This is a genomic window from Mariniflexile litorale (assembly GCF_031128465.2).
In the GTDB taxonomy this organism is placed as follows: Bacteria; Bacteroidota; Bacteroidia; order Flavobacteriales; family Flavobacteriaceae; genus Mariniflexile; species Mariniflexile litorale.
Genome location: NZ_CP155618.1, coordinates 1,428,106 through 1,441,760 on the forward strand (window position 1 = coordinate 1,428,106; position 13,655 = coordinate 1,441,760).

Here is a 13,655-nt window from a genome sequence, read left to right on the forward strand (position 1 = left end):
TAACACTAAATGAAAACAATTCTTACATTTTTTTTGTTGTTTTTTTGCAGCATTATTTATTCGCAAACTACTATAACAGGTTCTGTTTTAGATGATAATAGTCAACCCATCCCCGGTGCAAATATTATTATTGTGGGAACCACAACAGGAACCGTTACAGATTTTGATGGAAACTTCACATTAACTTTTAACCGAAACCCTCCTTTTAGTATTCAAGCAAGTAGCGTCGGTTTTGAAACAGTAACAATACAAGTTACCTCCAACAATCAAAAGCTAAACTTGATTCTTAAAGAAGGCACCTCGTTAGATGAAGTTGTTATTTCTGCTTCCCGAACACCAGAGCGTATTTTTGAATCGCCAGTAACAGTAGAACGCTTAGGACTTAAAGAAATTAAAAACACCGCTTCTGCCGATTTTTACGATAGTTTAGAAAACCTGAAAGGTGTAGATGTAAACACCAACAGTTTAACATTTAAATCTGTTAATACACGGGGTTTTGCAACTTTTGCTAACAATCGTTTTATGCAATTAGTTGATGGGATGGATAACTCGACACCTGCTTTAAACTTCCCAATAGGAAATTTAGTTGGTATGACTGAAACCGATGTTTTAAGTGTAGAATTACTACCAGGAGCATCTTCTGCATTATATGGAGCCAATGCTTTTAATGGTATATTATTTATGCGAAGTAAAAACCCATTTGACCATCAAGGAATCAGTGCTTCTATCAAAAGAGGTATTACATCACAAAAAGCTTCAGGTGATAATGCATATACCGATGTAAGCTTTCGTGCTGGACATAAATTTAACAATAAGTTTGCCGCTAAAATAAACTTTGGTTACTTAAAAGGTACAGATTGGGCAGCAAATAGCAAAGTCGACAAAACAAATATTGGGGGCACACGTGCAAATACAGATTATGATGGTGTGAACGTTTATGGAGATGAAGCTTCAACAAACCTGAAAGCTGTTACCGAGAGCCCTACTTTTTTAGCTCAATTACCAAATCCAGCTTTAGTGGATTTAGTACCACATGTTGTAGTTAGTAGAACTGGATATGATGAAAGTGATCTAACCAATTATAATGCTGAAAGTATAAAAGCGGATTGGGGCTTCTACTATAGACCCTTTGAAAATTCATTCGAAATATCGTATGTGGGTAAAGTAGGTACAGGTACCACCATTTACCAAGGAACCAACAGATATAATATTGACGGATTCTTTCAAGAACAGCATAAATTAGAAATTAAAAATGATAACTTCTTTTTAAGAGGTTATGTTGTTAATGATAAAGCAGGAGATTCTTATGATATGGTCTTTACAGGAATCAATATTAACAGAGCTTGGAAAGATAATAATACGTGGTTTGGTGAATATACAGGTGCATTTATAGCCGCCACTCTTGGAGGTGCGAACGAAACTGATGCACATGCTGCTGCAAGAACTGTTGCCGATACAGGAATGTATTTACCAGGAACTCCTGAATTTATTGCCGCTTTCAATAAAAGCATAAATGATCCCGATTTATCTACAGGTTCAAAATTTCAAGATGCCTCTAAATATTATCATGCAGATGCAAATTATAACTTTAGTCATTTAATTGATTTTGCAGACATCCAAGTTGGTGGATCTTTTAGACAATACAATTTGAATTCTTCGGGAACTATCTATACCGATCTTAATAAACCTATAGACTATTCAGAATACGGTATTTATACGCAAATTCAGAAAAATTTCGAATTAAACGAAGATATGGAGCTAAAATTAACAGGATCTGCTCGTTTTGATAAATCTGAATTTTTTGATGGTTTTATATCCCCAAGAATTTCTGCTGGTTTAACGGTAAACAGAAATCATAATATAAGAGCATCTGTTCAAACTGGATTTAGAAACCCAACAACACAAGATTTATTTATTGGTTTAGATGCAGGTAGAGCTATTTTAGTAGGTTCTGCTCCTAATAACTTAGCTAGATGGACTAGAGATTATCAGGTAAGTGGTGGTGGCCAATTATTAGGACAACCAGCAACTATAACACAAACGGGGGCTGTTGCGTATAATAACTCATATACAGCAAGTTCTGCATTAGCTTTAGCTGCTACTGGCAATCCTGCGGTATTAGAAGTTGCAAATCCAGACATCGTAAAACCAGAACAGGTAACTTCAGGTGAAATAGGTTATAGAGGGAAATTCAGTAACCTTATTGTAGATTTTAGTGCGTATTACAATAGTTATAAAGATTTTATTTCACAAGAAGTTGTGGTTGCTCCATACTATGGAACTGTTGGAGATGGTTCATTATCTGTTGCAGCATTAGCCAATGGTGATAGTCAAGCTTATAGTACGTATACAAATTCTGAAGCAAGTGTTAACTCATATGGAGCTTCTATAGGTCTATCAACTAAAATATTTAATAATTTTGATTTAAACGGAAGTTATACTTATGCAAGATTAGACTTTGATCAAGAAAAATATCCAGATTTCACAACGAATTTCAATACTCCAGAACATAAATTTAAAGCCTCATTTGGTAATACAGAGTTGTTTAAAAATTTCGGATTCAATGTTGCTTATAGATATAGTGATGATTATTATTGGGAAGCGACATTTGCTAATGGTGTGGTTCCAGAATTCCATGTGGTAGATGCTCAAATAAACTTAACAGTGCCTAGCATGAAATCCATGTTTAAAGTAGGCGCAACAAATCTTGCTGGTAAAGAATACTACACTGCATATGGAACAGGATATATCGGTTCTATGTATTATGTGTCCTGGACAATTAACAACTTATAAAAATGAAAATTACTATGAATATAAAATATATATGGCTGTTAATAATCTTATTAGGTCTTACAGCTTGTAATGATATAGAAGATGTTAGCCGAGAAGAAGCAAAAGTAATATTGCCTGAATTAACTGCTGGTTCTGCCAATTTTACTACGTATGTGGCTGTAGGAGCTTCTTTTACTGCGGGTTATACTGACAATGCTTTATTTAAAGCTTCACAAGAAAACGCGTACCCCAATATTTTATCACAACAATTTGCAAAAATTGGTGGTGGTATATTTACACAACCATTAATGAACGATAACTTTGGCGGTATCGCTTTAGGAGGCGTACAATTACCCGGATTTGGCCCAAGATTAGTTTTTGGTGGCTCAGGTCCAGTACCTTTAGAGTCGGTTATTGGTCCCGTTGTTTCAACAACAGATTTAGCAGTAAACAACTTAACAGGCCCCTTTAACAATATGGGCGTTCCAGGTGCTAAAAGTTTTCATTTATTGTTTAACGGTTACGGAAACCCTACAAATTTAGCAACTAAAACAGCTAATCCATACTTTATACGTATGGCTTCTAGTGAATCTGCTACGGTACTAGGTGATGCCATGTTAAAATCTCCCACGTTTTTTACTTTATCAGAAATGGGAGGTAATGATGTTTTAGGTTATGCAGTGTCTGGTGGCGATGACACCAACCCCATTACACCAAGCGCCGGAGCTGTTGGCGTTGGTTTTGATGCTACTTTTAATTTTTTAGTTACTACCTTAACCTCTCAGGGAGCAAAAGGTGTAGTAACTAATGTTCCTTATATAACAGATTTACCACATTTTACAACCGTACCTTATAATCCATTACCATTAGATGCCTCAACTGCCACCCAATTAAATAATGCTTACGCACAATATAACGGAGGTATTCAATATGCTTTAAGTCAAGGAGACATCGACGCCAATGAAGCCGCTGCCCGAACTATTAATTTCACGGCTTCTGCAACTAATACCATGGTATTAATTGATGAAGACTTAACAGATTTATCTGGATACAGTCTTCCTAATTACAGACAATCTACGGTTCATGATTTGTTTGTGTTACCCCTATCTTCTCTTATTCCACAAGGCTATGGAACTCAAGTTCCGTTAGCTGATAAATGGGTTTTAATACCTTCTGAGCAAGCCGCTATTAAAGATGCTATCGATGCTTATAATACAACTATTGCCGCCACAGCCGATGCCAATCCGAATATAGTTTTAGTAGATTTAAATGGTATTCTAACACAATTAGCTTCAACAGGCATTCCTTTTGATGATTATACTATGAATGCCAAATTAGTAACAGGTGGCGCTATTGGCTTAGATGGAATTCACTTAACCGCCAGAGGCTACGCCTACTTATCTAATAAATTTTTAGAGGCTATAGATACGGCCTTTGGATCAAACTTTATAGCATCTGGAAATGTGGCGAAAGCAGGAAATTATCCAACAAATTACGCACCAAATTTAAATTAGTATACAATAATCATATTAAACGCCTTGAAATTCAAGGCGTTTTTTATTATAAAAAAGCTTTAAAAACAACTTTCATTTTAAATTAAAAAAATTATCTTTGCACGCGGAAACTAAAAGTGTTTTCATTCAATTAAAACGCATAATATTAAACATATAAGTAATGTCTAAAGTTACAGGTAAGGTTGCACAAATAGTAGGTCCAGTTATCGATGTAGAATTCGGTGCTGGTTCTGAACTTCCAAAAATTTATGATTCGTTAGAAATTAAAAGACCAGATGGTTCTTTATTAGTACTAGAAGTACAATCTCACATTGGTGAAGATACCGTGCGTACTATTGCTATGGACTCGTCAGATGGTTTAAGTAGAGGTACTGAGGTTTTTGCAACTGGTGCGCCTATACAAATGCCTATTGGAGATGCTGTTTACGGACGTTTATTTAATGTAATTGGAGATGCTATCGATGGTCTTGGAGATTTACCTAAAGCTGGAGAAGCTGGGTTGCCAATTCACCGTCAAGCACCTAAATTTGAAGATTTATCAACTTCTACTGAAGTTTTATTCACAGGTATTAAAGTTATCGATTTAATTGAGCCTTATGCAAAAGGTGGTAAAATTGGTTTATTTGGTGGTGCTGGTGTTGGTAAAACAGTATTGATTCAAGAGTTGATTAACAATATAGCAAAAGGTCACGGTGGTTTATCAGTATTTGCTGGTGTAGGTGAAAGAACTCGTGAAGGAAATGACCTTTTAAGAGAAATGTTAGAATCTGGAATTATTCGTTACGGTGATGATTTCATGCATTCTATGGAAGATGGTGGATGGGATTTATCTAAAGTTGATAAATCTAAAATGAAAGAATCTAAAGCAACGTTCGTATTTGGACAAATGAATGAGCCACCAGGAGCACGTGCACGTGTTGCCTTATCGGGTTTAACAATTGCTGAATATTTCCGTGATGGTGCTGGAGAAGGACAAGGGAAAGATGTATTATTCTTCGTAGATAATATCTTCCGTTTTACACAAGCTGGTTCTGAAGTATCTGCACTTTTAGGTCGTATGCCATCTGCGGTAGGTTACCAACCAACCTTAGCAACTGAAATGGGTGCGATGCAAGAACGTATTACTTCAACAAAAAGAGGTTCTATTACATCGGTACAAGCGGTTTACGTACCTGCAGATGATTTAACGGATCCTGCACCTGCAACAACGTTTGCGCATTTAGATGCAACAACAGTATTATCTCGTAAAATTGCAGAGCTAGGTATTTACCCTGCGGTTGATCCTTTAGATTCTACTTCTAGAATTTTAACTGCTGATATTTTAGGTAAAGATCATTATGCATGTGCACAACGCGTAAAAGAGTTATTACAACGTTACAAAGAATTACAAGATATTATTGCTATTCTTGGTATGGAAGAGTTATCTGAGGAAGATAAAATGGCTGTAGGTAGAGCAAGACGTGTACAACGTTTCTTATCTCAACCTTTCCACGTAGCGGAGCAATTTACTGGTATCCCAGGTGTATTAGTTGACATTAAAGAAACTATTAAAGGATTTAACATGATTATGGATGGTGAATTAGATCACTTACCAGAAGCTGCGTTCAACCTTAAAGGCACCATTGAAGAGGCTGTGGAAGCTGGAGAAAAAATGTTAGCTGAAGCGTAATTCAATTGATAATTATCAATTGACAATTATCAATTATCAATTATAAAAATTATGTATTTAGAAATTGTATCACCAGAAGCTACTTTATTCAGTTCAGAAATTGAATCTGTTGTACTTCCAGGTATAAATGGAGAATTTCAACTTTTAAATAATCACGCATCTATTGTGTCGCTTTTAAAAGAAGGTACCATTAAAATTCATACAGAAACCCAATTAGATTTGGATGCATTACATACTGAAATTATTCCTCAAAAAGGTAATAATAAAATAGTAACGCTAAAAATCAATTCTGGAACTATTGAAATGAAAGATAATAAGGTTATTGTTTTAGTAGACTAAAAGTCTATTACTTTATATAATATTAAAAACGCAAAGCTTTAAGTTTTGCGTTTTTTTTATTTATTAATTGTTGTTAACTGAAAACTATACTTTTTTTATAACATTCGTAACAATCCCCCAAATTATAAAGTTATTTTCACTTGTGATTTTTATAATGGGGTAGTTAGGATTTTCTGGTTGTAACCAGACCTCATCTTTATCTACTTTTAATCGTTTTACGGTAAATTCTCCATCTAAAAAACAAACTGCTATTTTGTTGTTTTGAGGTTCCAAACTTCTGTCTATTACTAACAAATCGTTATCGTCTAACCCTGCACCAATCATAGATTGCCCACTTACGCGTGCAAAAAAAGTAGCTTCTTTATTCCTTATAAGCTCTTTGTCTAAGGATAAGCGCTGTTCTTTGAAATCTTCAGCTGGAGAAGGAAATCCAGCAGAAATACCTGTTTCAAAAAATACGGCACCTAAACTATTTGTATCTTCTGGAGTGAAAAATGATAAATTATTAGATTGATGTAACATCATTTTATTTTGTGTTTCTTTTGCGTTAGGGATTGAAGCAGGCTACCGTGTAGCGCGAAAAGCCCGACCCTTGTGGTAACGCTCTATTAAAATTATTTATTCTTTTTTTAAATTTAGTTCTAATTTTTGAAACCTTAATCTTTGAATGCCAATTATTTCACTTTAATAATTTCATTGATATTCGTGGTGTAACGTGGTGATAAGCGCTCTTGCCGCATTTTCCAAGTGCGTTTTAAGTCTTGATTGCCTATTTTAATTTTGTAATCGGCGTATTTAGCGTTTAAGCCATCGATGGCCCGCATGAGTGGTTTATGTTTAGGATTCTCACTTTCAAACAAATGTAATTGATGGTTAGTGGTTGGCACTAAGCCCATAACCACAACACCTGCACGTTTATACTTTATGCCAGCTTTAAAAATACTTGTTACAGCTTTAACCGCTTCTTGACTGATAATTAAACTGGAATCGCTTGGATAGGTTAAACTTACTAGTTTGCTGGCACGGTGCTGCTCTAATTCTTTTTTATGCCTATCGCTACTTAGCACTACATAGATGATGTGGCAGCTAGAGCCTTGTTTCCGCAGTTTTTCAGCACAGCTTGTTGCAAAAGTTGAAATACGTTCTTTTATATTTTCAATATCTGAAAAAGTATATTCAAAACTTCGGGTTGTGGCAATAGCTTGTTTTGTTTTAACTTCATCTAATTGCAAAGTGGGTATGCCTTCTAAATCCTTTTTAAGTTTCCACTCTACAATAGAGAAATTTTTACGCACCCAATCGTCTGGAAGCAATACAAAATCTAATGCGGTAGTACATCCTTTTGCTTTCAATCGCTTTGTTAAGCCACGACCAATACCCCATACATCTTTAATTTTAATCCATTTTAAGGCTTTAATACGTTTTTCTTCAGAATCGATAACATAAACGCCTTTGGTTTGGTTAGGAAACTTACGGGCAATTTTATTAGCGACTTTACTTAATGCCTTTGTTGGCGCCATACCCACACAGGTGGGAATGCCCGTCCATTTTAAAATACGGGTTCTAATTTGGCTTCCATACTCGTTAAAATTATAATTTTCAAAGCCTTTAAATTGAATGAAAGCTTCATCAATGCTGTATACTTCAACATCGGGCGTGAATTGTTCTAAAATGGACATAACACGACCGCTCATGTCACCATAAAGCGGATAGTTAGATGAAAATACTTGTATGCCATTTTCTTTACAAAATCTGTCCCATTTAAAAATAGGCGCTCCCATAGGCAAACCAATAACTTTGGCTTCATCACTGCGAGCTATAACACATCCATCGTTATTGCTTAAAATAGCCATCGGCTTATTTCGTAAATTAGGGTTGAAAGCGCGTTCGCAAGACGCATAAAAATTGTTACAATCTACTAGGGCATACATAAGGGCAAAGGTACGTGAAATGCCTATATTTTTTTAGAAAAACTTCCCGCTTTGTATGATGGCATGTCCAGTTCGCTTATAAGTAACCTTGGTACCATTTGCACAGAATTGATACACTGCTTTCACTTTTTGCTCCGAAACAGATAATAAAATAACATCGGCTACTTCACAATCATAATCTTTAGCGACTTTCTTTTTTACATCATCCATGGTGGCGCGTCCCTTTTTCAATTGTGATTGAATTTTGGAATTCAACTTTGGCTCCTCAAAATCTACTGCTAGGTTACATCTTTTATCGGGTGTTGATTTTTCTATATCAATATATTCCCAAGTATAATCGGATTTTAATAGTATTCGCCTTCCATCTTCGGTTTTTACAATGTGATTGTTTTGGGAGAAACCAACTAAGGTGATAAAAAACAGAAACATAAAAAGACACTTTTTCATAGCAAGAGGGTGTATAATTGAATTTCAAAAATACAATTTTTTCAAGTTAAATTAATCTTCTACAAATTCTAAAATATCTGCGGGTTGACAGTCTAACGCTTTACAAATAGCCTCTAAAGTGGAAAAACGTACTGCTTTAGCTTTCCCTGATTTTAAAATGGAGAGGTTTGCTGTAGTAATTCCTATAATTTCAGCCAACTCATTGCTTCTCATTTTGCGTTTAGTAAGCATAATATCTAGATTTACTATTATAGGCATAAGTTATATAGTTAGTTCGTTTTCTTGTTTTAATATTCTTGAATTTTCAAAAATTTTACTAAATAGCAGAAAAAATAAGCCTATAACAATAGAAAAAATACTTTTCAAATCGATTGCAGCACTTGCTATACTTAAAATTTTAATAAAAATATCATCTTCTATTTTAATTGTATTTTTAAAATATAGCGCAAAAAACAACTGTACTATAATTGATGAAACTCCTATAAAAACAAAAAGACTTCCTACTATTTTAAAGTTTTTTATTACTTGATTATTATAAAAATCGGACTGCATAAATAATGAAACGCTTTTTCTTAAAAATGAGATTGCAATTATAAATAATACGAAATTAACAGCTATTGTTAAAGGAATAAAAAACATTCTCCAGTTAAAAAATGTACTAAACAACATTTTGAATATGACTGAATTATTAGACATCGGTGCAAATAATAAATCTGTAAAAAAATAAGCAATTCCCCAAAATAATAATTGAAGAATGGCAATTCCAATTAATATGAAAAATAAAATATCAATTAATGATTTTAATTTTTTTATTGTTTTCATAGCTATATTGTTAAGTCGTTTTCTTGTTTTGCAACCCTCGCCTTTGAAAAGGCTTCACTTAAAAACATGAAAAACAATCCCATAATCACAGATATTATAAGGGAATGATCCATTCCAAAATTAACCTTATTTAAAAGGATTAGGCTTAAAATAAATATAAAAACCAATACTAAAAATCAAAAGTAGTTTTCCTGCTTTTTTAAAATTATTTATAACCAATTCTGAAAAATAGTTGCCATTGGATAAATCATTTAAACAATTTTTAAGTAAATAAATAACTCTAATAAAAACACTAATAAACATAAGTGATACTAGGATAATAAATAAGAATTTTCCAAAACTTAAATTTGAAATATCAAAATTATCTAGAAAATCAAAAGTACCATGTTTTCCTTTTTTGTACTGAATTATTGGTATAATTGCTAACGTAATAAAAGAAATCACAAGTATGTAAAAATAAATATTGATTAACTTTTTTAAAATAGATAGAGCCTTCATATAGTAATTAATTATTGATTAACGATAACAAATATACACTAAATTATCGAAAAACAATAATTTCAAAAATATAAACGTGTTTGAAATATTTTAAAACAACATTTGTTAATTGGTTAGTTTTCAATAAACATGCTCAACCATTCAAAACCAAATTATAGGCCGCTCGTAATTTTTTTACTATAATTTCTATTTCTTCTTCGTTTAAATCTCCAAACCCAAAACGAATGCAACAGGTGTTTTTATCTTGGTAAAGAATTGTTTTTGGTAGAAATAAATCCATGTTTTGGGCTTGTTGCGCTAACTTAACTAAGGATATTTTTGGTTCAAAACGCAACCATAATGCTAAACCGCCTGAAGGTTTATCCCAAAACACGTGTTGCTTAAAATATTTGAAGAGACATTCGCATAAAAAATCACGTCTTTGCTTATAAATGATGATGTTTTTCTTAATTAATCGGTGTATTTCACCTTCATAAATAAGTTCAGATAGCATTTGTTCTTGAATTAAATCCCCTTGTCTATCTAATATTCTTAAATAGTTTTTAGCTTCTGAAATTAAATTTTCTGGTGCAATAACAAATCCTGTTTGAAAACTAGGAAATAACGATTGCCCTAGTTTTCCTAAATAAATAATAACGCCATGAGCATCAGAACTCGCCATAGGTAACATGGCAGAACCATCAAACTGAAAATCATAATCAAAATCATCTTCAATAATAGCGAATTGATACTCTTTTGCAAGTTGCATTAATTGTAAACGGCGCTCTGCACTAAGCGCTCTCGTGGTGGGATAATGCCTATGTGCGCACACATAAATACAACGAACAGTGTTTTTTATAAAATGTTTTCTAATGTATTCTACATCGATACCGTCGTTATCTATGGGGATGGTTTTAATAGTTGCTCCAGACTGCTGAAAAATCATATTGGCAGCGTAGTTACTTAAATCACCAACCAAAACAATATCATTAGGTTTCAATAAAACCTGCGAAACAATATACAAACTCATCTCTATGCTTCTTGTACTCATCAAGTTGTGAGACTTAATATGAAATCCACGCGTAGCATTTAAATAATTACATAATTGAATTTCGAAAGCAGAATGAGACGATAGTGCTGTTTGATTCCATTTTGAAATTAACGATTTTCGTTTCATGGAGGCGCTATACCATTTTGAAAATTGATGCGTTGGGTGTAATCTCAAATCTGGTTGTCCATCATTTATACTATACTTTTTTTGATTCTGTTCGAGCGTAGAAGCTAAATTAAAGGAAGATTGAAAAGGAAAACCTGTGGTTTTTGCATAGTCGTGAACTTGATCAATGCGCTGTGAAGTTGCTTTAATCGCTACTGTTTTTTCCTCTGGAACTAAAATACAAGTGCCCTTATTCGGTATAATTTCTACCCAACCTTGCGAAGCTAATTCATCATAAATAGCTACAACCGTATTTCTATTAATTTTGAATAATTGACTAAAAGTACGCGTCCCAGGCAACCAATCGCCCTCCGTTAAGTAACCTCGTTGAATGGCATTAATTATTTGTTGCGCCGCTTGGATATAAACCGCTGTAGAATTTGATTTTTCAAGATGAATCAATTGCTTTAAAAGTTTGTTAACCGGACTATTCATTATTTTAAAACTGGACTACTTAACTAGTCCAGAAAGTTACGAATTTTGCAGCGTAAAAAACACTTTCAATTTTTGTTATGAAAAAAAAATATTATTTAGTTTTAATCTTATTAGTTTCTACTATTGTAAACGCTCAAAACGAACAAATTAAACAACAAGACACTACGGCGCTTAGTGAAGTGATAATCAACTCAACACGTATAGATTTACCCTTTAAAGAGAATTCAAGAACCATTTCTATAATTTCTTCAGAAGCTATTAAAAATAGTGCTGCAAATAATATTGCCGATTTATTACAACAAGTAGCCGGTTTAGACATTAGACGTCGTGGTACCGCAGGAAGTCAAGCCGATTTATATATTCGTGGTGGAGGTTTCGATCAAACCTTATTACTTATTGATGGCATAAAGATGGACGATGCACAAACAGGGCATCATACTATGAATGCCGCTTTACCTATCGAAGTTATTGAGCGCATTGAAATAATAAAAGGCCCAGCAGCCCGAGTTTTTGGGCAAAATGCATTTAATGGTGCTATCAATATTGTTACTAAAAAAGAATTGAACAATACGGTTTCTGCTAATATTGGAGCTGGTTCTTTTGGGCAATTAAATGCTGGTATTACTGTGGGTTCAGACTTAGAGAACTCATCACACATTGTACATGTAGATAAAATATCTTCTGAAGGTTACCGCTATAACACCGATTACGATAATAGCAATTATTTTGTAAAAAGTATTTTCAATAAAAACAAAAAAGCCATTGAAATGATTGCTACGTTCCAAGAGCGAAAATTTGGCGCAAACGGATTTTATGCCAGAGCAAGTGCTACTGATCAATATGAAGAAACTCAAAATAGTTTAATTGGATTTTCTACACAATTTAATACTGAAAAATTAACTATTAAACCACGTGTTTACTGGAAACGAAACCAAGATGAGTATGTCTACTTAAGAAATGACCCAACCGTTTACAGAAATTTACATATTACTAACAAAATGGGAGCTGAAGTTAATGCCAGCTATAAATCGAAGACTGGAATAACTGGGTTTGGTGTCGATATATCTAAAGTTTATATTAAAAGTAACAATTTAGGAGACCGCAATAGATTTATGACCACATTGTTTTTGGAGCATAAATTTAAATTGCTAAATGACAAATTAGATATTACACCTGGAGTGGCAGTCTCCTATTTTTCAGATTTTGATTTTTATGCCTTTCCAGGAATCGATTTGGGTTACAAAATTAACGACCAGTTAAAAGCTTACGGAAACATTGGCTATACCTACAGAATACCAACTTACACCGATTTATTTTATAACGATTCCAGTACAACGGGAAACCCAGATTTAGAAGTTGAAGAAGCTTTCGCTCAAGAAATTGGTATTAAATATTTCTCGCCTAAATTTTCAGGGTCATTTGCCTTATACAATAGAGATGCACAAAACTTAATTGATTTTATTCGCTCAAATACTACTCCAGAAGCCATTTATACAGCCACTAACATCACCGAGGTTAACACTAAAGGTTTCGAAATTGATGCTTCCTATCATTTTAAACTAAATGGCTTCAACCAGACACTAGCTGTTGGATATAATTTTTTAGAAGATGATATTTTAAACCAAAATAAAGAACTATCTCGTTATTCCTTAAACACGCTTAAACACCATTTTACAACACATTTGAACACACAGTTATTTAAAAATGTAAGTCAGAATATTATATACAAACACGCCGAACGTACTACAGGAAATAGTTATAATGTATGGGATGCTTCGTTAGCTGTAAACCTAAAACAATTAGAATTTACTCTAACAGCAAGTAATATTTTTGATGCAGACTATATTGAAGCTGGTTTTGTACCTATGCCACCAAGTAATTTATTATTTGGCTTAAGATATAATTTTAAATAAATTTAATTTGATAAAAAAGGCCAGATAAAATTTGGTCTTTTTATAATCCTTAAAATACTGATTTAACGGTTAAAGTTCTGGTTATTTATACATAAGCTTTTATGTTAAATTACTTATTTT

At 33.5% G+C, this 13,655-nt stretch carries 11 protein-coding genes; 5 read left to right on the forward strand and 6 right to left on the reverse strand.

Translation table 11 applies throughout. The annotated features are described in order from the left end of the window. Window positions 1-9 precede the first annotated feature (9 nt). The 4 genes from QLS71_RS05920 (at window position 10) to QLS71_RS05935 (ending at window position 6,294) form a co-directional block, all read left to right on the forward strand. Window positions 10-2,793, forward strand: coding sequence for a TonB-dependent receptor (locus QLS71_RS05920; RefSeq protein WP_308991550.1), 2,784 nt, complete (start codon window positions 10-12; stop codon window positions 2,791-2,793). A gap of 14 nt (window positions 2,794-2,807) precedes the next feature. Next, window positions 2,808-4,286 (forward strand): G-D-S-L family lipolytic protein, encoded by a 1,479-nt coding sequence (locus tag QLS71_RS05925; protein ID WP_308991551.1) that lies wholly within the window; start codon window positions 2,808-2,810, stop codon window positions 4,284-4,286. Between the two features lie 160 nt (window positions 4,287-4,446). Next, the gene (gene atpD / locus QLS71_RS05930; RefSeq protein WP_308991552.1) at window positions 4,447-5,955 is read left to right on the forward strand and encodes a F0F1 ATP synthase subunit beta; all 1,509 of its coding nucleotides are present in this window, start codon (window positions 4,447-4,449) and stop codon (window positions 5,953-5,955) included. 51 nt (window positions 5,956-6,006) lie between these two features. After that, window positions 6,007-6,294 carry a F0F1 ATP synthase subunit epsilon gene (locus QLS71_RS05935; protein WP_308991553.1) on the forward strand — a complete coding sequence of 96 codons (288 nt, stop codon included), beginning with the start codon at window positions 6,007-6,009 and terminating at the stop codon, window positions 6,292-6,294. Window positions 6,295-6,378: 84 nt separating this feature from the next. On the opposite strand, the gene QLS71_RS05940 is transcribed toward QLS71_RS05935, so the two are convergent. The 6 genes from QLS71_RS05940 to QLS71_RS05965 form a co-directional block, all read right to left on the reverse strand. Next, window positions 6,379-6,819, reverse strand: a complete 441-nt coding sequence (locus tag QLS71_RS05940) for a translesion error-prone DNA polymerase V autoproteolytic subunit (RefSeq protein ID WP_308991554.1) — start codon at window positions 6,817-6,819, stop codon at window positions 6,379-6,381. A gap of 149 nt (window positions 6,820-6,968) precedes the next feature. After that, window positions 6,969-8,225, reverse strand: coding sequence for a Y-family DNA polymerase (locus tag QLS71_RS05945; RefSeq protein WP_308991555.1), 1,257 nt, complete (start codon window positions 8,223-8,225; stop codon window positions 6,969-6,971). Window positions 8,226-8,258: 33 nt separating this feature from the next. Further along, window positions 8,259-8,672, reverse strand: a complete 414-nt coding sequence (locus QLS71_RS05950) for a DUF3157 family protein (protein WP_308991556.1) — start codon at window positions 8,670-8,672, stop codon at window positions 8,259-8,261. A gap of 51 nt (window positions 8,673-8,723) precedes the next feature. Then, complete coding sequence (locus QLS71_RS05955) at window positions 8,724-8,930, reverse strand: helix-turn-helix transcriptional regulator (protein WP_308991557.1); 207 nt, start codon at window positions 8,928-8,930, stop codon at window positions 8,724-8,726. 3 nt (window positions 8,931-8,933) lie between these two features. Continuing rightward, entirely contained in the window at window positions 8,934-9,494 is a 561-nt protein-coding gene (locus QLS71_RS05960; protein WP_308991558.1) for a DUF2975 domain-containing protein, read from the reverse strand. Between the two features lie 631 nt (window positions 9,495-10,125). Beyond that, window positions 10,126-11,622, reverse strand: a complete 1,497-nt coding sequence (locus tag QLS71_RS05965) for a PLP-dependent aminotransferase family protein (RefSeq protein ID WP_308991559.1) — start codon at window positions 11,620-11,622, stop codon at window positions 10,126-10,128. A gap of 77 nt (window positions 11,623-11,699) precedes the next feature. Here QLS71_RS05965 and QLS71_RS05970 point away from each other — a divergent pair, with 77 nt between their 5' ends. Continuing rightward, window positions 11,700-13,535, forward strand: coding sequence for a TonB-dependent receptor (locus QLS71_RS05970; RefSeq protein WP_308991560.1), 1,836 nt, complete (start codon window positions 11,700-11,702; stop codon window positions 13,533-13,535). Window positions 13,536-13,655: the final 120 nt, after the last annotated feature.